We start from the raw sequence: 21,468 nt of genomic DNA, 5'->3' as shown, positions 1-21,468 counted from the left end.
TTCCATGAAGCGCATCGTGGCACTTGTGCAGAAATTATTCAACCGTATAATAATTTCGACGCTGCTTTTTTGGCAGCCCCGCCAGATGAATGATTTTCCAACAGGAGTAGACGATGACGGCTTATGGTTCGCAGGAAATGTCGGCCAATCTGACACGCGTGCTGATGCGCCGGCCAGGCGCCAGCCTTGCCGCTGCCGATCCTGCGAAATGGCACTATGGCCCCACCTTTAACGGCGAGAAGGCCGTGCACCAGTATACGGAATTTGCGCGGCTGGTGGAAAAGTCCGGTGCAGAAATCCTCTGGCTGGAGGACAAGGGCGATGGTCTCGCCGATGCCATGTTCACACATGATCCGTCGCTGATGTCCGATCATGGCGCTATCCTCCTGCGCATGGGAAAGCCGCTGCGCGAAAAGGAAACAGCGCTGCACGAAGCGGCCTACAAGGCGGCCGGCATCCCGATCCTCGGCCGCATCGTTTCACCGGGAACCGTGGAGGGCGGCGACTGCATCTGGCTCGATGCCGAAACGCTTGTTGTCGGCCGCGGCGTACGCACCAACGAGGAGGGCATCTCCCAGCTGACGGAAATGCTCGCTCCGCACGGCATCACCGTGCTGGGTTACGACCTGCCGCTCTGGCATGGCGAGGAAGCCTGCCTGCACCTGATGTCGGTGATGAGCCCGCTGTCGCGCGATCTGGCGCTGGTGTTCGCGCCGCTGTTGCCGGCGTCGTTCTACCAACTCCTGAAAGAATGGGGCATCACCCTGATCGAGGCGCCGGCCGACGAGTTTCATGCCAGCAACGGTTTGAGCCTCAACGTGCTGCCGGTCCGGCCGAACGAAGTCATCATGGTCGCCGGTTTCCCCAAGACCAAGGCGGCGATGGAAGCGGCGGGCTGCAAGGTCGAGACCTTCGAGGCTGACGCGCTGTGTATCGCCTGCGAAGGCGGCCCGACCTGCCTGACCCGGCCGGTCCTGCGGCGAGCCGCATGAGCCGCCGGACGTTCCATCGCGCACCGGAGGGAGAGCGGCGGCAGGAGTTGATCGAGGCAACCCTCGATACGATTGCCGAGCTTGGCCTGCGCGGTGCGACCGTCCGCCAGATCGCCATCCGGGCCGGCGTCACCGCCGGTCTCGTACGGCATTATTTCGCGTCCAAGGACCAGATGGTGGAGGAGGCCTATCGCTCGGTGCTCGCCACATTTGCGGCCAAGGCATCCGATGTTTCGGGCGATCCGGGAACACGGCTGAAGCGTTTCATCACGCTCAACCTGACGGCGCCGGTTGCCAATGACCGCAGCCTGTCGCTCTGGGCGTCGTTCATCAGCCAGGTCCGGCTGGATCCGGAGCTTGCCGCCATCCACCGCGAAGGCTATCTCGGTTTCCGCAATGATTTGCAGGGCTTGATCGGCGATTTCCTGAAGGCGAAAGGTCGGCCGTCGGAGGAGGCAGATTGCCGCCGCCATGCGATTGCCATCAATGGCATGATAGACGGGTTGTGGCTGGAAGCCTGCCTTGCCGGCGAGCTTTTCGAAGAGGCCGAGCTTGTGGCAATCGCATTGTCGTCGAGCGAGGCCCTGTTGGGATTGCCGTTTGGCAGGGATGCCGCAATATTTTGACTGAGGGCAGGAGGCTCCTATGCGCTATTCATCGATCACCGACCGTCTGGCCGATCTCGGATCGGAAAAATGGGCGCTGCACATCCGCGCACGGCAGATGCAGGCAAGCGGCACGGAGGTCATCCAGCTGACGATTGGTGAACCCGACATGCCGCCGGATGCCTCGTTGCTGGCTGAAGCACAGCGGGCGATGAATGCTGGACGTTACCGCTATTCCAATGGTCGTGGAGAGCCCTCGGTGGTCAATGCGCTGACCGCCCGCTACGGCAAGCGCCGCGCGGATGTGACGGCGGAAAACGTGCTTTGCTTCCCGGGCACGCAGACCGCGTTGTTTGCGGTCATGCTCGGCCTGGTCGAGGCGGGTGACGGTGTGCTGGTCGGCGATCCGCTCTATGCCACCTATGACGGGGTCATCCAGTCGACCGGCGCTCATCGCGTCACCGTGCCATTGAAGCCCGAGCATGGCTTTCACATGCAGGCCGCCGACCTTGAAAAGGCGATCACCTCGAAATGCCGGGTGTTGCTGCTCAACACGCCGCACAATCCGACTGGTGCCGTGCTGACCGCGGATGAGATCAAGGCGATCGGCGATATCTGCCGCAAGCATGATCTCTGGATCGTCTGCGACGAGGTCTATGAGGAGCTGATCTTCAACGGCCCGTTCGCCTCACCCTTTGACGATCCGGACCTTGCCGAACGCACCATCGTCGTATCGTCGATTTCCAAGTCGCACGCCGCGCCCGGTTTCCGCAGCGGCTGGGCGATCGGCCCCGTTGAATTCGCCAGCCGTTTGCTCCCGGTATCCGAAACCATGCTTTTCGGCGTTCAGCCCTTCATCGCCGACATGACGGCCTATGCGCTGACCCATGAAATCGGCACGTCCGCTGCTATGCGCGCGTCCTACAAGACGCGGGCGGACCTGATCGTCGAGGGGCTGTCGAATGTGCCCGGTATCGTGCCGCTGCCGCCGGAAGCCGGTATGTTCACCCTGATCGACGTGGCAGGCACTGGCCTGACGGGTGAAGCCTTTGCCTGGATGCTTCTGGAGCAGGAGCATGTCGCAGTGATGCCGGGTGCTTCGTTCGGCAATGAGGCGACCTCATTCGTGCGCGTTAGCTTGACGGTGCCGGATACCGTCATTCAGGAAGCCTGCCAGCGCATCACCAAGCTGGCGATCCGGCTGCAGATGCCTAAGGAGCGCCGGGCATGAGCGAGGCACTGAAAACCGTCGGTGAAGTGCTGGTCGATCTGCTTGAGGCCAATGGCGTCGAAGTCGTGTTCGGCATTCCGGGTGTGCATACGGTCGAGCTCTATCGCGGCCTTGCGGCTTCAAAAATCCGCCATGTGACGCCGCGCCACGAACAGGGCGCTGGCTTCATGGCCGATGGTTACGCCCGGGTCAGCGGCAAGCCAGGTGTGGCGCTGGTCATCACCGGGCCGGGACTGACGAATACCATCACAGCGATGGCGCAGGCGCGGCAGGACTCGATCCCGATGCTGGTGATATCAGGCGTCAACCGCCGCGATTCCCTCGGCCATGGCCGTGGACTGCTGCATGAACTGCCTGACCAGCACGGCATGATCAAGACGCTGGCGCTCTATTCGCAGACCTTGCTCAACCCCGCTGATCTTGGTCCCGTGGTCGAGCGCGCCTTTGCCATCCTCACCTCCGGTAGGCCGGGGCCGGTGCATATCGAAATCCCGACCGACGTGATGACGGCGCGCATCAGCACGCCGCCACTCCGCAAAGCGGCGGCGACCCGTCCGCGAGCTGATGCTGAAACACTGCAGAAAGCCGCCATTTTCTGTGGCGATGCGCAACGCCCGGTCATTCTCTGTGGCGGCGGCGCAATCACGGCCGAAGCTGAAATTCGAGAGCTGGCTGAGCGCATCGGCGCGCCTGTTGTCATGACCGTCAATGCGCGTGGCATGCTCGCTGGTCATCCGCTCCGGGTTCCGGCAAGCCCCAGCCTTAAGGCCGTCCGCTCGCTGATTTCCGATGCCGACCTGGTGATCGCACTCGGAACCGAGATGGGACAGACCGACTACGATATGTATGCGGATGGCGGCTTCCCGATCCTCGGAAATCTGATCCGCACCGATATCGACGCAGCACAGCTCGCGCGCGGGCCACATGCAGCGCTTTCCATTTTGTCGGGCGCCAAGGCGGCGATATCCGGCATCCTTGTATTCCTTACCGCAAAACCCGCGGCACGGGCTGCAGAGCGTGCAGCGGCAACCCGCAAGGCAGCGATGGCCGAGCTGACCGCAAAGATGCGGGCGGAAATTGCCGTGATCGACACTATCTATCAAGCCTTGCCGGATGCGGTGATCGTTGGGGATAGCACTCAGGCCGTTTACGCCGGCAATCTCTATTGCGACGCGCCGCGGGCAAAGAGCTGGTTCAACTCAGCAACCGGTTTCGGTGCGCTGGGTTATGCGCCACCAGCAGCTGTCGGTGCGGCTGTGGCTGATCCGGAAAGCCCGGTCATCTGCCTTGTCGGCGATGGGGGAATCCAGTTCTCGCTGGCCGAACTTGGGTCGGCGGCAGATATCAACGCAAATGTGATCTTCACCGTCTGGAACAATGACGGATACCAGGAGATCGAGAGCTTCATGGTTGAATCCGGGATCACGCCGGAAGGCGTAAAGCCATCCGCCCCGGATTTCCTGCTCGCCGCCAGCGCCTATGGCGTACCGGCGGTGCGGCTGTCGAAGGCGGGCGATCTGGGCGCGGCACTGATGGACGCACGCAAACGCGGCGGTCCTTCGCTGATTGAAATCCACCAGACGCGAACCGCTGGGGTCACGGCCTGAGAGCGGCAGCCTCAAGGATGTTCAACGGACGTGACTGATGGTAAGATTTGACTTTGGCGCCGGGCGATGGTTTTTAGGCCCGCTTGCACGGTGAATCGGCGTGCAATTCGGCGACCTGCTGTGAAAATGGCACGCCAACGGGAAGGACAATGTCCTCGATGGGCATGAACGGCAACAGCATCGACAGGAGCCAGGCAGGCAAGCTTTTTGCCGTGCTGTGGATTCTGGCAGCTGCCATTGCCATGCAGTTCGTTGCTTCGGCGCAAGGTTTTTCGTCGCGGTTTGCCACGCAGCAAGGCGCCGGGAATTTCTCCATTCCGGAAAGCGGCACGTCCGATACCGCCCTTTCGCGTCACATCGTACGGGCTTTTCCCGTTGCAGATCTGCGCTTTACCGCTGACAGGGCCGATGGCAAAGCCTCGCCGGGTGGGCCGGGGCCATTGCTGCTTCCGGCACCGGTTTTGGTTGCTACTGTCCTTTACGGCAGCATGTCCCTTGCAGCTTTTTCGGAAGCTGTTCTCACCGCCGCGCCTGGCGGTATTGTTCGTGTACGTGGACCACCTGCGTCCAACGTCTGATAACTGTCCTTGCGGGCAGTCCTAGCGCGTCAGCGCAACATTTCCTTTACGCATCACATCCGCTGTCCTGGGCATTGCCTGAGGAACGCGGACTATAATGGAACCTCAACATGCGCACTTCGAAATGGGCCATTCTGGCCTATGTCGCGGTTACCCTTTTTGGGATACTCGCGGCGCTGCCCAACGTACTGCCGGCCTCGGTCCAGCAGCAATATGCTTCTTTCCTGCCGGTCAAGCCGGTTACGCTCGGCCTTGACCTGAAGGGCGGCTCCCATCTGGTTCTGGAGGTCGATGCGGCCGGCCTGCGGCAAGCGCGTCTTAACACGCTGCTCGACGATATCCGCGGTGCGCTTCGCACCGAACGGCTTCCAACATCCTCGGCTCGCATTGCCGGTGATTCCATCGCCGTCAAGATCCCCGATCAGGCCGATCGCGACAAGATCATGCCGAAGATCCAGGAACTTGCCGTTCCGGCGGGTACGCTCGGCTTCGGTACGGCAACCTCCGATATCGACGTCACGACGGCTGACGATACGATCACCATCAAGCTGACAGAGGCCGGTCTCAGCGAGCGTATGACGGCGGCTGTAGATCAGAGCCTTGAAATCATCCGCCGCCGCGTCGACCAAGTCGGCGTTGCCGAACCGCTGATCCAGCGTGTTGGTTCCGACCGTATTCTCGTCCAGTTGCCGGGCCTGCAGGACCCGACACGCTTGCGCCAGCTGCTTGGCTCGACCGCGCAGATGAGCTTCCATATGGTCGACACGTCGGTCGACCCGAACACCACGACACCGCCGCGCGGCGTTGACATCCTGCCGGGCACCAATGATGGCGCGAAATACGCTGTCGAAAGCCGGGTTGCGATTTCCGGCGAACGTCTCGCAGACGCCAAGGCCGGCTTTAACCAGCAGACCAACGAACCAATCGTTTCCTTCACGTTTGACAGCCAGGGTGCACGTCAGTTTGCCGAAATCACCCGCGATAATGTCGGCTTGCCTTTCGCCATCGTTCTCGACGGCAAGGTTCTGACAGCGCCGCGCATCAACGAACCGATCCCTGGCGGCCAGGGCCAGATCAGCGGTAACTTCACCGCACAGGAAGCAACTGTCCTTTCGGCACTGCTGCGCTCCGGCGCCCTGCCGGCCCCGTTGACCATCATCGAAGAACGCTCCGTCGGTCCAAATCTCGGTTCCGACTCCATCCGCATGGGTGTCTATACCGGTCTTGCCGGCTTTGCCGCCGTCGTCGTTATGATGCTGGTGCTCTACACATCCTGGGGTGTGATCGCCAATATCGGCCTCGTCCTGCACACCGTATTGACGATCGCCGTGCTCGGCATGCTGGGTTCGACGCTGACGCTTCCCGGTATTGCCGGTATCATTCTGGGTATCGGGATGGCCGTCGATGCCAATATTCTCATCAACGCCCGTATCCGTGAGGAGACGGCGGCTGGCGCGGGTGCGATGAAGGCCCTCGATGTCGGTTTCAACAAGGCATTTGCCACAATCGTTGACGGCAACGTGACGACGCTGGTTGGCACCATCCTGCTCTTCATGTTCGGCACTGGCCCGGTCCGCGGCTTCGCCATCACCATGATGATCGGTATCGTCATCTCGATGTTCACCTCGATCACCGTCGTACGCCTGATGATGTACCAGATGGTTGTGCGTCAGAAGCTAAAGAAGATCGAGATCCATTCGATCTTCGGCAAGGTTCCTGCGATCCCGACTTTCTCGTTCATGCGCGGCCGTTACGTTGCGATCGGCATGTCGGCGTTCCTGTCGACCAGCTCTGTCGTGCTGTTCTTCACGCCTGGCCTCAACTACGGCATCGACTTCGTCGGTGGTATTCAAGTCGAGGCAACCTCGCAGACGCAGCTCGACCTTGGCGCATTGCGGCCCAAGCTCGAGGAATTGAACATTGGTGAAGTGGCGCTGCAGGATTTCGATCAGGGCAAGTCGGTTCTGATCCGCGTCCAGCGTCAGCCGGGCGGTGAGGCGGAGCAGACGGTTGCTCTGAACGCCATCAAGGGTGCCGTCGCTGAGGCCATCCCGGGTGCTGCTTTCGAGCGTACCGAAGTGGTCGGGCCGACCATCAGTGCGGAATTGGCGCGTTCGGGCTTCCTCGCCGTCGGCCTCGCGATGGTGGCGATCCTGTTCTATATCTGGTGGCGCTTCGAGTGGCATTTCGCGGTGGGTGCAATCGTTACCCTTATCCTCGACATTACGAAGATGATCGGTTTCTTTGCGCTGACGCAGATCGACTTCAACCTGACGGCTATTGCGGCGGTGCTGACGCTGATTGGTTACTCGGTCAACGACAAGGTCGTCGTCTATGACCGTATGCGTGAGAACCTGCGTAAGTACAAGACGATGCCGTTTACCGACCTGATCGACCTGTCTATCAACCAGGTGGTGATGCGATGCATCTTTACCTCTGTCGCTATTCTCGCGTCGCTGTTGCCGATGGCGATCTGGGGTGGCGATCCGGTGAAGCCTTTCGCCTGGCCGATGGTGTTCGGCGTCGTCGTTGCGACAACTTCGTCGATCTATATCGGTGGCCCGATCCTTCTGTTCCTCAGCCGTTGGTGGAAGGACCGCGAGGCGACCCGCGCACCGGGAACCGAGCTCGCCAAGAGCTGATCGGTCTCTCAATGGAAAAAATCAAAAGGGCAGCTTCGGCTGCCCTTTTTTCGTCTCATGGAGAGCCTACATAATGGCGGTGAACGCGATTCGGATTTCTACGAAAACTAGATTTTCATTCTACGATGTCCCGGATCATGAACAAGCCTTGCTTCGTTTGGCTGGAATGACGAATGAAGTAGTATTATTTTTCGCAGGTAGACAAATTTAATTGACTAAATTTGTGGTCTACCATATTTTGTGGTTATTCGCTGATGGCAGGAGCCAGAGCGGAGACCTGTAACACGCCCGGGAGCATCCCGCCGGGCCTTTGCCGAAGGAGAGAGCCATGTCTGACAATGCCCGCATAGCCACTTTCCGCGGCAAACATTCCCATTGTCGCACAACGAAAGACCTTTGCATTCGCACCTTCTGGCGAATGTGAATTCTACGCAGTCTTTTCCTTGAATGTTGCACGATTTGAATGATCCGCGCCAAGGCGCGGCAGGAGCATTATCCCATGAGCAAGCAGGTTATAGAATTCGGCGGGGAAGCTGTCGGTGTCGTGGTTCCGGATGCGGGCCGGTTGAAGTTCGTCGCTGTCAAATACCATGTCTGGGATCTCGACTCACGGCATTTTCGTTCGGCCGACGAGGCGAGGGCAGCCGTTCGCCAGTTGATGGTTTCGCAGCGTTCTCCGCTGCCGGTATCGGCATCTTTGGTCACACCCGCCGCCTACGCGGCGGCGTGAGGCATAAATATTCCGCAGAAACCGCAGTTTGGCCATTTTTTCACTAAATCGGTATATTGGCACGGCTTCCCATGTGGTATGCCGGGTCATGTGATGGCAATCTGCAGACAGGCGCGGTTTCAGTGCCTGTTTGTTCAAAGAGCGAACTGCGATGCTGACCAAAAAGGGAAAATACGGATTGAAGGCGCTGGTCGATCTGGCGCGGCTTGATCCGGGCGAGACAGCCTTCATTACCGAGATCGCAAGCCGGAACAATATCCCGAAGAAGTTTCTCGATACTATTCTGTTGGAACTGCGAAACGCCGGCATCCTGCGCTCGAAAAAGGGGCCTGGTGGCGGTTATTCGCTGTCGCGGCCGGCATCCGAAATCCGCATCGGGCAGGTTGTGCGAACGCTGGACGGCCCACTGGCGCCGATCCGCTGTGCCAGCCGTACGGCTTACGAAGTTTGTGACGATTGCAACGATCCGGATACTTGTGAAGTTCGCCGGTCGATGACAACGGTGCGCGATGCCATCGCTGATATTCTCGATACGATGACGCTGGAAGCGTTTATCAGCAATCCGGGCCAGATGATCCTCGGGGAAGACGAAATCATAGCGCAGCGCGCAAGCTGATCCGCAGGTACCCTTCCACGCTTCCCAGGGTTGGTGGTTTTTCCTGTTTTGTCAATAACGAACGCAAATTGGCCGTTTTGGTTTGATCTGAGAGCGCTCTGGTTATAACCGGATGCCTCGTTGTGGTTTGGAGCGGTACTTATGGGTCTCAGGCAAGTCGATATGAACACTCCTCTGGAAGGTATTGTCATTGAATCGCTGAAGCGATCGATCGCGACGGCGGTTGACGGCATCAGCGCCTTTGCAACCCAGTTTTCCGCCGATCCGGCACTTTCGCGCAGTCTGGTTGATGCTGTTGAACTGATCGCAGGGGGCCGTGGCCGCGTGGTCGTTTCCGGGGTTGGCAAGAGTGGCCATATCGGCCGCAAGATCGCTGCAACCATGGCATCGACCGGGACATCCGCCTATTTCGTGCATCCGACAGAGGCCAGCCACGGCGACCTCGGCATGATCACGTCCGAGGATCTGCTTATCCTCTTGTCTTGGTCTGGCGAAACCGTCGAGCTTGGCAACATGCTGGCCTATGCCAAGCGTTTCAATGTTCCCGTCGTCTCGGTCACATCCAATGCCGAAAGCCTGCTGGCGCGCAACTCCAGCGTCGCCATCACGCTGCCGAAGGTGCAGGAAGCGTGTCCGCACGGACTGGCGCCAACCACTTCGGCGATGCTGCAGTTGGCCGTGGGCGACGCTCTGGCAATTGCTCTTCTTGAGCGGCGCGGGTTCTCCGCGCAGGACTTCAAGACATTCCACCCTGGTGGCAAGCTCGGTTCGCAGCTTCTTCTCGTTCAGGAGTTGGCGCATGATGGCGATGCGATCCCGCTGTTGCCGCTTGGCAGCGCGATGGGCGACGCGGTTATCCAGATGTCGTCGAAAGGTTTTGGGGTCGTTGGAATCACCGACGACACAGGTAAGCTCGTTGGCGTGATCACCGATGGTGACCTGCGCCGCCATATGTCACACGATCTGCTGCTTGAGACCGTTGATACGGTCATGTCACATAGTCCACGGGTTATCAAAGGTAGCTCGTTAGCAAGCGCTGCCATGGAAATCATGCAGGCACAGAAGGTAACCGTACTCTTCCTTGTGGACGATGCCGGGCTGCCGAGTGGAATACTCCATATCCACGATCTGTTGCGCGCTGGTGTCGCCTGAATTGAAGACGCAGGCTTGGTGAGCAGGGTTTCCAGCCGTTGGCTTTCGATGGTATTGATTCTGCTCCTTTGAAGAGATGGGTTCGGAAAATGGCCTTGCGAGCAGATGCCCTTGTCTGAGCAACACCAACCCGCGAATTTGCATTCTGAGCAACCGTTCGCTGGCGAGGTGCCTGCTGTGTCTCAACCGCCCAAGATGATTACGACCTATGCGTTTCATATCCACGGTTGGAAACAGGAGCTTTTCAAGCGCTATTTTCCCGATCGGGCATTTGTTTTCGTTCCGATGTATGCGCGTGAGTCCGATTTTGAGGGCTGGGCGGCTCGAATTCTTCGTGAGGCCGATCCTCAGATTTTCGTCTGGAGCTTGCGGGCGCCAAAGAGGCTCAAGTCCTTCGCGCTAGAGCATGATATCCCGGTCTTCTACATTGAAGACGGCTTCATCCGTTCGGTCGTGGCCAATGCCAGCCGCACCCCGCCTTTGTCCCTCGCACTTGACCAGGGTACGGCCTATTTCGATTGCCGCGAACCATCCGATCTGGAGCGGTTGCTTTGCTGCTATGATTTCGATGGCGCGCCGGAGCTTCTGGCGCGTGCATCGGCGGGCATCCGGTTCCTGCTCGACACCGGCGTCAGTAAATACAACAGCGGCGCCAGGGCCGATCTTGATCGCCTCTATGGTCCGAAATCTGGAAAGCGCGTCCTGGTGATTGGTCAGGTCGAGGACGACGCATCCATTCAATTTGGCTGCCTCTCCCCCGTGACGAACAACGATCTGGTGCGCTTGGCGGCCAGGGAGAACCCGGGCGCGCAGATTATCTACAAGCCGCATCCGGATATTCTCAACCGCGTTCGTCTTGCCCAATCCGATCCTCAGGATGTTCAGCATCTTTGCCAGATAATTAAGCAACCTCTCTCGCTAAGTCAGGCATTCGAAACAGTCGATCACGTCTATACAATCACCTCGCTCGCCGGCTTCGAGGCCCTGCTGCGAGGTTTGAAGGTGACCGTCTATGGCTGCCCGTTCTACGCTGGCTGGGGACTGACCGACGATCGCCAGCCAAATGATCGCCGCGGGCGCGCCCTTAGCATCGAAGCGTTGTTTGCCGGTGCCTACCTTCTCTATCCACGATACTTTGATCCTCAGAGCGGAAAGAGCCTCTCATTTGAGGAAACGGTGGAGGGGATATCTCGGTACTTCGCAACAAGAAGAGAGCCCGATCTGCCGCGGCACTCCCCTGGTCCCAAGTGGCGGGCGTGGGGCCCCTATGGCGTTCTTGGCTGGAGGCATTTGATAACACCGCTCTTGGCAATGATCGTCTCCAAAATTGGCAACAGTCATGACGCGGCGATATTCCGCCAGGATCCGATCCTGTTCTTCCGGGAGTTGTCCAATCCAAGGTTTCGGTTGATCGGCCGCATCATCTATCCGTTTGGATAGGTATCTCATCCGCGATATGAAGCCGGAACGGAGCGGGCTTCCTGAACCGCTTCAACGCAACGGGATGCCGGTCATGTTAATCGCATGTCGCTCTCGTGGAGGAGTCGCTGGATCATCTCAGTTTGGTTGAGCGTTCAATGGCCATGGGCTCGATGGTTTCGAAGCGTTCTCTCAAGTGCCAGACCCAGTATCATCACGACACAGGTCCAACCGAGCATGTAGTTCATCGATATCATATGCGTTGGGTATGTCGGGTAAAAAGCCGTACGGAACAAAGCCACAAAGTGCATGATCGGGTTGTAGGACAATATATTCTTAATCTGCGGTGGCATGTATTCCGGGATGTAAAATACCGCACTGAAGAAAATCTGAACGCGCGAAAACATGCCCCAAATGAATTTCCACAAAGGAAACAGGAAAATCAAAAACGAATTGATCAGGCCGATCCCGAAGGCAAAAAACGAAATCAGAACTATAAACTGAACGAGGGGTACCGGGTTGAAGGGTACTGCATAGCGCGACATGTCGAAGGCGGCGATCAGCGCGAAAAAGCCGATGAAAGCCAGCGTAAAGGACAAGAACTCCACAAATCCACGTGCAATTGCGTAATCGATGGCTTCAATAAACGGGATGCTAGTGACCGCTTTTGCCGACTCCAGCGCGGAAGATGTTCGTATACTTATGCTTCGGAAGAACAGAACGGGAAGAATGCCGGTGGTGATGAACAGCAGGAGGCTGTCTCCAATAAGGAGATGCCGTCCCAGAAACTTAAAAATGATAAAATGCGCGACGATGAAGACGACGGCCTCAAGCAGGTCGAACAACTGCGAGAAAGCGTGCTTGCTGTTACGCAGCCTGACCTCTCGGATCGTCAGCGCGCTGACAATCCGCATCTGCCGGGAAAGGCCGAGCGCGAGTGAATTCATGGATGCAATCCCAACTCAAGTCCACCCTGCTCAAGCATGGTCGCGGATGCTGTAATAGATCAGCGTCGATACTACCCAGATGCCGATGGCTGACAGGAACACAAGCAACGTATCGACAAAAACGCGGGGGTAAGACGCAATCTGCGCCAGGCTCGGCTGGACATAGGTTGCCAGATAGGTCTGGTTGTTGTTGGCGCGCATGCGCGCTTGTTCGTAATTCGTGAGAGACGATTCATACAGTTTCGTGGCGATTTCCACATCGGTCTGCAGCTGGTCATACTTTGTGACGCGCTGGGCATCGTCCAGGTTGCCGGATGTCGAGCCATCGCCACTTGATATCTGTGTCTTCAGATTTCCGATCTGCTCGCGGGCGGCTGCAATCTGGTTCTTGAGGACCGTCAGGCGCGGCGACGTCGGATCCATATAGCTCGACAGTGCCGAATACTGCCCTTCCAGATCGGCGAGGTCGCCGCGCAGTTTGTTGTTCAAAAGGATTTTTCCTTCAGCCTCTTTTCTGATGTCGATGCTTTTCTGACCGGAGCGCAACTCCGTTTCGCTTTGGCGAACCTCCTTCAGACGCGCTTCAGCGCGATCGAGCTCACCCTTGGAAAAGGCCATCTGGCTCTGTCGCGCCTTCTCGGAGATATCATTCACCAGCTGCTCACAGAGTGCTTGCAAAGCGGCGGAAATCTTATGAGCGTCCTCTGGCGAAAAAGCCGTGACTTCGATCACGTTGATGCCTGTCATGATATCGTAGCTCGTCGATACGCGTTTGCGCCAATAATCCACGAGCCGTTCGAGAGACGCTCCTTCGGAGAGGCGGGAAAAGCCATCAATGCTGGCTTTCGAATAAATTTCCTGCAGGCCGATTTTTTTCTCCAGGGCGTCGACTGCATCGCGGCTCAACGCGTAATCGGAGACGATATAACTGTTCGACATGGCAAGCGCCGCGTCTGCCGCGATCGTGGAAGAGGCGGCGGCTCCGTCGGTCGGGCGAACAGAGAAACGGAACTCGGACATATATTGGGGAGACGCGACAAAGGCAAAATAAAGAGCGCCGATGATCGTCGGCAGGACGACCATCAGGAAAAAGGAAATCGCGGTGGCGGAGAGGCCACCCTTGGCCTTGGCGACCATCCCGGTTATGCGCGCCGACTTGTACGTTACGGTCGTCTTGCGTGGAAATTGCTTCGGAAGAACAACGGGCGCTGCGCCGGGTTGCTGACGCATTGGCCTCACTTCGTCGAGCCTTAAAACCAACGCGCCGGTATCCTCCGAGCGTGCTTTCGATTTATCGAGCTTTGCCGCCCCGGACATGTCCTTCAAACTTCATCTCCTGAATTGAGCGCCTAGCCTGCTCCGAGCAGGCCTCATACCACGGATTCATAATTCGAAAAAGTGCATCAGACGAGGAGCCCCATCGGCACAGCCGATGGGGCTCTAAACACAACAACTAGGCAGCTTTAAGATGACGCCTTTTCAGGCGTTAGTCCCTCAGATCGGATAGCGTATTCGAGACAGATGCTGCCTGCGCAATCGGTGCCGCCGTCGAACTGACCAGAGTGGCAAATTTGCGCACTTCGGCAAGCGACGAATTCGCAATGTAAATCAGATCGCGGTTACGTAGGGTAAACCCTTTTAACAGGAAGAAACCGCTCGGATCGGTCAAATCGACCTGGTAGATAACGTTCGCTGTCGGGCCGTATGACGAAAAGTCCTTTCCCGGCATGAGGCGACGAAGCAGCTTTGTCGATTCCGTGCGATAGATAAAGATACCCTTTGCATTCGCCCGTTCGTCGTTCAGGCCGCCAACCTTTGCAAGTGCCTGGTTCAGGTAAAGCTGCGATTCGTCGAATTGCACCGAGGCATTGGCGGTCGAAGCTCCAAAGACCGTAAAGCTGCGAGGCTGGCGGATGAGTGCCACGACGTCGTCCGATTGGACATAGATATTCTCGCTGGGATCGGAAATGAGGCGTTCCATCGGAATGGTTTCTGTCCGTCTGCCTCGTGTGATCTGTACGGAAAGCTGATGGGATTCCATACGCGGCCCGCCAGCTATGGCGATGACGTCCAGTAGTTTCTCGCCGCGCGGGGAGAGGGGGACTCGCCCGCTGTTTGCGACTTCCCCAGTTACGGTGACCGTGTTGGAAACGTTCTTTATAACGCTGACGAGAACCTGCGGCTGAACGGCCATGCGAACGAGGGCCTGCTCGACCAGTTCCTTTACTTGGTCCGGCGTCTTGTTTGCTGCTTGGATGACACCTGCATATGGGACACTGATCGTCCCGGCTTCCGAGACCGGCTGCTCCGGAATCTGCGTTCCGCCGCCGCGACCTGCGCCGCTTGAGAACAGACCGTCAGGCGATGCTTCCCATATGGAAATCGCCACCGTGTCGCCAACGCCAATCAGCGCCGAGCTCCGCTTCTTGTTATTTCCCAGTGACGCCGCGAGTTGCTGGTCGGAGTTCTGATCCAGAGCCGCAACGACGTTGGAGTTCACATTGATTAGCGTGTATGGCGCATACTGTTCCTTGGCTTCCGCCGCGATCTTGTTCGCGCTCGGACCCGAACTTGGCATCGTACAGGACGACAATGCAATACAGAGCGCAATCAACGAAATTTTGGTGAATTTGTCCAAATGCCCCATGGTAACCCTGCACTGCCGGCTCTTATCCAAGCCCATTTTCAAACTCGATTTGCGTCTTGGATATCGCACCGTCAGCGTCCAGACAATGACATTGCCTGACGAAAGAACAGGTTTGAGTTAAAGGCGACACACAACATCAACGAAGACCGATCAATAACGGTTTTTTTGCAACACTTCTGATGGACACCGCCACACCTTGTCCTCGAAGCGGACCGCGCGAGGCAGGGGAAACGCATTGAAAAGTGCCTCTCCGGAGTAATCCAGTGGCTGCCAATGTGTATCGATGAATGCCATTGCCTTTTCCCAGTCCGTTTCCTCATGAAGCGGATGTAGATAGCTCAACACCGAATCCCGCTCTGCGCCGCCGTAGAAATCGATCATGCGATGATCGATTGCCCGTGATCCGTCGATCGGCAGAGAGCCGGACTCGCCCCGGTTGGTTGAGAACCAAGCGCACGGGATGTTGTACGTCTCAGCAATGACCAAACCATGAAGACTGGTGGAAAGAATGCGGCGGCAGGAGACTATTTCCTCAATCTTGTCGCGCATGCCGGTCAGGTTGGCGTCGGTATAAGTATTGATTATCCTAATATTTTCCGCGAGTTCGGGCGGGATATTATAACGCGTGAGATTTTTGCGAACAGTGGCTCGCGCTGTGGGTTCGTCCAGTTCGGAAATATGGACGATGACGCCCAGTTCATATTTTTTCTTGAGATCGGTAAAAGGAAAGAGACGTGGCAGGAACCAGACGGGGTCGCCGAAAATGTCGGGCACTTCCACGCCAAGCCTGCGCAATCCCATCGCCGTCTGCTTTCCCCGCACAGCGTGAACGACCAATGTGGTGTCTTCCGGTACCTGATACGCCCCAACGGCGCCGGTCGGCCCGCGGTTCAAATCAAAGCCAGTACCCCAGATATGCACTTTTCCACCGCTCTGTGCATGGCCTATGGTGCCGACTGCAGCCATTCTCTCTTCAGAATGATTGAAGGCTGCGGGCTTGATTTCCAACCCCGACATGGCGGACACCATCACGGCGCTCAGGGCGTCGCCGAGGTTCGCATCCGGATGCTGTTTGGTGGACCAGACCCAGGACAACCGGATCCTTTTTTGTCGACCTGATCGTTCCTTGGAGAACACTCCTGCCGCCGGAGGAATTTCCAAGCGCAACAAGCGTTTGACAGTTTTTAATCCCATGGAGACAAACACCCTCTATCGCAGCCGCCGGAAAAGCCGTGCAAGCGGGCCGCGTTTGGCGCGTTCGGCAAGGCTGGGTTCCCGGCCAACTGGTACGGCACGAATCAAGGGGTGATCAAATGCGCTGCCCGTCGGACCCTTTTCCAACATGGACGATGAAGGAAGTGGGAAGGATTCAATGAGCGGATCTTCGTCGAGGTATTTCTGTTCCCAGACGCGGTCAATTGTCCGGATCAGTGTCTCCCAGTCCGTTTGCTCATTGCGCGGCTGATACCATACATCAAGCTGGTTCAGCCCGAGGCCACGGTAGAGATCCACGAATCTGAGGTCAAGTCCTTCCTCAAGCGTCAGGTCGATCCGCCCCAATCCCGGTGTTCTGGACCTCGGGGAGAAATAAAGGCAGGGAATGCCATAGGATTCGGCGAACACCATGCCATGGAGGCTTGTCGAGACGATCCGCTTGCAAGCCAGAATCTCGTCGAGCCGTTCTCTCAGGCCCTCTATTGAGACGGGCGTTACCGTATTGATCAGCTTCACTGTTTGCCGGTCGGCGCTGTCAATGCCGTGACGAAGCGTATCCGCCTTCGGATGCGCTTCATGCTCCCGGTCCGCCAGTTCCGACAGGTGCAGAATCACACCCAGTTCGTAGGTCTTTTCCTTAGGAGCCTCGTGAAAGCGCGGCAGAAGCCACAAAGGGTCGCCATAAACTGCGGGGCCGGTTGCATCAGGCGTCAGAATCCGCCGGCTGAACGGCCCGCGTGTTGCATAGGTGTGAAACCGGGTATCGGCGGGCCGGGTGTAAGGAATCTTCGGTTGTTCCGACTGATTGGGATTGGCGCTTGGAGACGTTCCCGTTCCCCAGAAGGATACATTACCACCCGCAAACATATGGCCGATCGTGCCGACTGCCGCCAGTCTCACGGTGTTCGACTTCGTGGCTGTATGAGTGACCGGTAAACCCGACATCATGGAGACGATGACGGGAGAAAGGGCGTCGCCCAGGTTGAGGTAGTTCTGATCTTTGCGGGTGGTAACCCACGACAGGGGGATCGCTTTTTCGGAGCGAATGATATCAAGGAGTTCTTGCGACAAATTTCACCATACTGGCTTACGATAAAGGCTTCAGATACATTCCCCTGAAGATGCCATCGCCGTTTCAGTTACGGCGGCCTATACCACACGGCTTTAATGTGCGAAAGTGGCGCAGGTGCAACCCGATATAAAGTCCTGTTCGCCCATGAACAGCATTTGGCGCGGGTGAGAATAGTCGGGACCTGTAGGCATAAATGTATCGTCTTTCTATGCGGCCTCTTTCGATTGAAACGCCGCGTGTTCTTTTTGATATTTCGCGGCTTGTCCGCAGTTACGGAAAATCCTTCGGCACAGGCGTGGATCGTATCGACCTGGCAATCGGTCTGGACCTTTTCGAGCGATTTGGCGCCAAATGTCATTTTGTTTATGCCGGCCCCCATGGCGTCTGCATTCTGCCGCAGGATTTCGGAGAGGCCGTTCTTGAACACCTTCGGTATGGCTGGAACGATGATGCCGTGCTCAAAGAAAAAGAGAGCCCCCTTAGCAAGTTCCGGCTGAAGAACGAGCCTTTCGTTCGGAATTTCCTGCCCCTGAGTGGAAAGATAATATCCGAACAAACGACCTATGTGGTGGCTTCGCATTCGGGTGTTGGGAAGATCAAAGGAGCGATGCGGCGTCTCGATCCGCATCGCAAGATGCAACGCCTTATTTATATTCACGACCTCATTCCCATCGAATATCCGGAATACCAGCGGCCTGAAACGAAGCAGCAATTCCTCGATTTTCTGAAAGAACTGACGGATGCTCCGGTGATCGCCGTCAGCAATTCGTGGGATACGCATCGACGTGTCTTGGCATTCGCGTCGGCGAACGGCTGGACTTTGAAAGCGACGGACGTCGTCGTGCCGACACTGGATTTCCAGCGTGCACTAGAAAGACCCTTAGCGCCGCACGTGAAAGCGTTTCTGGAGAATAGGGGGCCGTTCTTCATTGTGCTCGGCACGATCGAGCCCAGAAAAAACCACCTTCTTCTGCTGCAGGTGTGGCGTGAATTGGCGCAGCGGGAAGGTTCGCCACGTCTGTGCATTATCGGAAAACTCGGCTGGGAAAATGAGAATGTAGTAGACATGCTGGAGCGCTGCGAGGCGATTAGGGACTCGGTCTTCGTGTTTTACGGCCTTTCGGATTTTGACGTTCAGACGATGTTGCAACAGGCAAGTGCTCTTCTGTTTCCGTCCTTTGCTGAGGGGCTCGGCATTCCCATGTTGGAGGCAGCGGCTCTTGGTGTCCCCTGCATAGCGTCCGATATTCCTGTGTTTCGGGAGGTTGGTCCACCTGGTACGACTTTTCTGAATCCCCTGGACGGGATCGGTTGGCTCGCAGAGATTGCCGCAAGAGCAGGCGGGCATAGAGATAGCCGATGAGAGGCGGATGCGATGATCGAGTTTATTAATGTTCACAAGACGCTGAGGCAGAAGTCCCACCGGACCAAGGTGCTGGAAGGGGCGAATGCTGAATTCAGACCGGATCGTCTGACCGGCATCCTTGCGCCGCCGCGCAGTGGAAAGACTGTTGTCGCTAATCTGATGACGGGAAAGCTGCGGCCCGATATTGGCAGAGTGCGGCGATCGTCGCTTGTCTCGTTTCCAGTGGCTTCTGGCGGCGTTTTCAACGGGGCACTGACCGGCCGCGAAAATCTGGCCTTTCTATGCCGTGTCTTCGGTTTCGACCCGGTTCCCATTATCCGGTTCGTGCTGGATTTCACGGGAATAGGGAAATCGATCGACAAGCCATTCAAGCATCTTAATCGGGATGAACGCACAAAGCTTCTGTTCACCTCCTGTTATGCCATCCCTTTTGAGACCTATATTGTCGATGAGAGCATCATCGGTGGACGTGGGGCATTCAGAGCCCAATGCGAACAACTTGTTTTGGACCGCATGCAGTCGGCGGGCTTTCTTATGGTGACTTCCTCACCGAGCTTGTTGAAGAAATATTGCAGTGATTTTTTTATCATTGACGATTTCATGCTTCGAGAAGTCGATTCTGCCGAAGAGGCGGAAAACTGGTTCGGAAAGGATAAACTCAAGGACGGTGCCGGAGAACTCGAGCATGTCGCGGATGGCGAAGACAACGATGTGATTCCGGTATAACTGCAAATGGCTGTCTTCAGCCGCCTTGCTGCTTGTATTTTTTTGTCAGAAAACCGAGAGACCGATCGGGTTGTTTCCGCCGGAACATCGCATTGCGCTTGAAGGTACAGGGCGATGTACGTCGCTTTGATGTAATCGCTGCCGATCCTTATGGGCGATGGAAATCCGGAGGTATTGCCAATTTTGGAGGTGGCTGGCTAAACCGAGTAGCCACTTGCGGCGTTCAGTGAACAATCACTCGGTCTCGGCCAAATCAAGAGCTTTTTTCAGCGTGCCGCCATTCTCTGGCGGTTCGGAACGACCGTCGAGAATGGCGCTGCATGCGGATTAGGAATGCATGAGGTTGCGTCCCATATGGCAATCCCCTAGATAGCAATCGACTGCTTAATCACACCCGGTGCCCGGCTTCCCCTGTCAAGCGCTTGCGCAAGGATCCAGGCTTGACGGAATGCATCATCCAGATCTGGTATAGCCAGCAACAACTAGGATTATTAATTCATGTCCAATGCCCGCATCATGGTTGATGGCTATAATCTTGCCCTGGAAAAGGGAACGGGGGTTGCGACCTATGCCCGGAATCTGAGCGAGCAACTGACGGCGCTTGGTCATCAGGTGGACTTGATGTACGGGGTCCGGTCATCGGCCGGAAAAAACGAACTTCTGGCAGAAGTCAGCTTTTTTGATCCCTCGATAAAGCGGATGAAGACCCAGGACATCGTCAAGCGCCTCATCACTTCGCCGCTGGGCGCTACGGCAAGGCAGGTTCCGATAACCGGTAAAGTTATCGCAAGAACCGCTGCGGGCGGGCTTCCTGTGCATGATAGAATCTTCAATGCGCGTGATCTCTACACGATCTCCCGCTGGCACTTCCGGACCTATGGCCAATTTTTGAACGTCGATTATCCCGGTGCGGCTGACATCGCGCATTGGACCTATCCGCTGCCCGTAACACTGAAGAACGCTGCTAATCTCTATACGATCCACGATCTCGTGCCACTGAGGTTGCCCTATACGACACTCGACAACAAGAGAGAGTTCTTGAAGAAGGTCCGGCGTATCAGCGAGAAAGCGGATCACATCGTTACGGTTTCGGAAGTTTCCAAGAGAGATATTATCGACTTGCTCGGCGTTGATGAAAGCCGCGTGACCAACACCTATCAGGCGGCCAGTCTGCCGAGCTATATTCTCAACCGTCCCGAGGATGAAGTTCGTCAAGAGGTCCAATCCATTTTCGGCCTCGAACACAAGGAGTATTTCCTGTTTTTCGGCGCGATCGAACCGAAAAAGAATGTCGCCCGTATCATCGAGGCCTATCTTGCGAGCCAGACGAATCGCCCGCTTGTTATCGTTGGCCAGCTGGTCTGGAAGAACGCAAATGAACTTCGTCTCCTCGGCGTTCCTCAGGACACGGACAAATCAGCGAAGAAACAGTTTAGCGATCCGACAGTCGGCCATGTCTCGAAAACGTCCTCTGTCATCCGGCTGGAGTATCTCCCTCTCAATTTGCTGACGTCCCTGATCCGCTGTGCGAGAGCCGTCGTGTTTCCCTCGTTGTACGAGGGTTTCGGGCTGCCAATCCTGGAGGCGATGCAATTGGGTACTGCCGTCATCACCGGCAGTGAAGGTGCTAACCCGGAGGTGGCGGGGGACAGTGCGTTGATCGTCGATCCCTACAATGTTAATGCAATCTCGCAGGCCATAAGAGATATGGCAAATGACGATGGACTGGTGGAGCACTATCAGGCCGTTGGTATGGAACGGGCGAAGCTGTTTTCCCCGGAGAAATACCGCGAGCGCCTGCAAGATCTTTATGCAAAGTTCAAATAAGATACTTTAATCGTCAGGCATAAATTTTATGACGCAGAAATCAGGCCGTCGATGACCGATCAAATATCGTCTCTGAATGACCTTCTCGCAAAGGCG

General features: G+C 56.9%; 18 protein-coding genes. 13 read left to right on the top strand and 5 right to left on the bottom strand.

Annotated elements, in window-relative coordinates; genetic code table 11:
• Positions 1 to 113 precede the first annotated feature (113 nt).
• From ASC96_RS01060 to ASC96_RS01015, 10 genes are all read left to right on the top strand, one after another.
• Positions 114 to 992 (top strand): arginine deiminase family protein, encoded by an 879-nt coding sequence (locus ASC96_RS01060; protein WP_060500515.1) that lies wholly within the window; start codon positions 114 to 116, stop codon positions 990 to 992.
• Positions 989 to 1,618 carry a TetR family transcriptional regulator C-terminal domain-containing protein gene (locus tag ASC96_RS01055; protein ID WP_060500513.1) on the top strand — a complete coding sequence of 210 codons (630 nt, stop codon included), beginning with the start codon at positions 989 to 991 and terminating at the stop codon, positions 1,616 to 1,618. The genes ASC96_RS01060 and ASC96_RS01055 overlap by 4 nt, the downstream gene beginning before the upstream one ends.
• A 19-nt stretch (positions 1,619 to 1,637) precedes the next feature.
• The gene (locus tag ASC96_RS01050; RefSeq protein ID WP_060500511.1) at positions 1,638 to 2,828 is read left to right on the top strand and encodes a pyridoxal phosphate-dependent aminotransferase; all 1,191 of its coding nucleotides are present in this window, start codon (positions 1,638 to 1,640) and stop codon (positions 2,826 to 2,828) included.
• Positions 2,825 to 4,435: a 5-guanidino-2-oxopentanoate decarboxylase gene (locus ASC96_RS01045; RefSeq protein ID WP_060500509.1), complete on the top strand. Its 1,611-nt coding sequence runs from the start codon at positions 2,825 to 2,827 to the stop codon at positions 4,433 to 4,435. Before ASC96_RS01050 ends, ASC96_RS01045 begins: the two co-directional genes overlap by 4 nt.
• 149 nt (positions 4,436 to 4,584) lie before the next feature.
• Entirely contained in the window at positions 4,585 to 5,013 is a 429-nt protein-coding gene (locus tag ASC96_RS01040; RefSeq protein WP_060508760.1) for a hypothetical protein, read from the top strand.
• Positions 5,014 to 5,123: 110 nt separating this feature from the next.
• Positions 5,124 to 7,655: a protein translocase subunit SecD gene (secD, locus tag ASC96_RS01035; protein ID WP_060500505.1), complete on the top strand. Its 2,532-nt coding sequence runs from the start codon at positions 5,124 to 5,126 to the stop codon at positions 7,653 to 7,655.
• A 499-nt stretch (positions 7,656 to 8,154) separates the two neighbouring features.
• Complete coding sequence (locus ASC96_RS01030; RefSeq protein WP_060501359.1) at positions 8,155 to 8,385, top strand: hypothetical protein; 231 nt, start codon at positions 8,155 to 8,157, stop codon at positions 8,383 to 8,385.
• A 151-nt stretch (positions 8,386 to 8,536) separates the two neighbouring features.
• The gene (locus ASC96_RS01025; RefSeq protein WP_060500504.1) at positions 8,537 to 9,001 is read left to right on the top strand and encodes an Rrf2 family transcriptional regulator; all 465 of its coding nucleotides are present in this window, start codon (positions 8,537 to 8,539) and stop codon (positions 8,999 to 9,001) included.
• 162 nt (positions 9,002 to 9,163) lie between these two features.
• Positions 9,164 to 10,153, top strand: coding sequence for a KpsF/GutQ family sugar-phosphate isomerase (locus ASC96_RS01020; RefSeq protein WP_060500500.1), 990 nt, complete (start codon positions 9,164 to 9,166; stop codon positions 10,151 to 10,153).
• 195 nt (positions 10,154 to 10,348) lie between these two features.
• Positions 10,349 to 11,593, top strand: a complete 1,245-nt coding sequence (locus ASC96_RS01015) for a capsular polysaccharide biosynthesis protein (RefSeq protein WP_244481809.1) — start codon at positions 10,349 to 10,351, stop codon at positions 11,591 to 11,593.
• A 134-nt stretch (positions 11,594 to 11,727) separates the two neighbouring features.
• On the opposite strand, the gene ASC96_RS01010 is transcribed toward ASC96_RS01015, so the two are convergent.
• The 5 genes from ASC96_RS01010 to ASC96_RS00990 all read right to left on the bottom strand — a co-directional run bounded on the left by ASC96_RS01010 (position 11,728) and on the right by ASC96_RS00990 (position 17,452).
• Positions 11,728 to 12,519, bottom strand: a complete 792-nt coding sequence (locus tag ASC96_RS01010; protein ID WP_060500498.1) for an ABC transporter permease — start codon at positions 12,517 to 12,519, stop codon at positions 11,728 to 11,730.
• A 30-nt stretch (positions 12,520 to 12,549) separates the two neighbouring features.
• Positions 12,550 to 13,845: a hypothetical protein gene (locus tag ASC96_RS01005; RefSeq protein WP_060500496.1), complete on the bottom strand. Its 1,296-nt coding sequence runs from the start codon at positions 13,843 to 13,845 to the stop codon at positions 12,550 to 12,552.
• A 160-nt stretch (positions 13,846 to 14,005) separates the two neighbouring features.
• Positions 14,006 to 15,202 carry a polysaccharide biosynthesis/export family protein gene (locus ASC96_RS01000; protein WP_082511887.1) on the bottom strand — a complete coding sequence of 399 codons (1,197 nt, stop codon included), beginning with the start codon at positions 15,200 to 15,202 and terminating at the stop codon, positions 14,006 to 14,008.
• A gap of 114 nt (positions 15,203 to 15,316) precedes the next feature.
• Positions 15,317 to 16,360: a polysaccharide pyruvyl transferase family protein gene (locus ASC96_RS00995; protein ID WP_082511886.1), complete on the bottom strand. Its 1,044-nt coding sequence runs from the start codon at positions 16,358 to 16,360 to the stop codon at positions 15,317 to 15,319.
• A 15-nt stretch (positions 16,361 to 16,375) separates the two neighbouring features.
• Positions 16,376 to 17,452, bottom strand: coding sequence for a polysaccharide pyruvyl transferase family protein (locus ASC96_RS00990; RefSeq protein WP_060500489.1), 1,077 nt, complete (start codon positions 17,450 to 17,452; stop codon positions 16,376 to 16,378).
• Between the two features lie 194 nt (positions 17,453 to 17,646).
• On the opposite strand from ASC96_RS00990, the gene ASC96_RS00985 reads away from it, so the two are divergent.
• The 3 genes from ASC96_RS00985 to ASC96_RS00975 all read left to right on the top strand — a co-directional run bounded on the left by ASC96_RS00985 (position 17,647) and on the right by ASC96_RS00975 (position 21,372).
• Complete coding sequence (locus ASC96_RS00985) at positions 17,647 to 18,816, top strand: glycosyltransferase family 1 protein (protein ID WP_060500487.1); 1,170 nt, start codon at positions 17,647 to 17,649, stop codon at positions 18,814 to 18,816.
• A 12-nt stretch (positions 18,817 to 18,828) separates the two neighbouring features.
• Complete coding sequence (locus tag ASC96_RS00980) at positions 18,829 to 19,545, top strand: hypothetical protein (protein ID WP_060500486.1); 717 nt, start codon at positions 18,829 to 18,831, stop codon at positions 19,543 to 19,545.
• Between the two features lie 498 nt (positions 19,546 to 20,043).
• Positions 20,044 to 21,372 carry a glycosyltransferase family 1 protein gene (locus ASC96_RS00975; RefSeq protein ID WP_244481787.1) on the top strand — a complete coding sequence of 443 codons (1,329 nt, stop codon included), beginning with the start codon at positions 20,044 to 20,046 and terminating at the stop codon, positions 21,370 to 21,372.
• The last annotated feature ends 96 nt before the right edge of the window (positions 21,373 to 21,468 follow it).

The sequence above is a fragment of the Rhizobium sp. Root1204 genome, assembly GCF_001424965.1.
Lineage (GTDB): Bacteria > Pseudomonadota > Alphaproteobacteria > Rhizobiales > Rhizobiaceae > Pararhizobium.
Note: the sequence above shows the minus strand (reverse complement) of the source record. Positions and strands in the feature narration are given on the sequence as shown.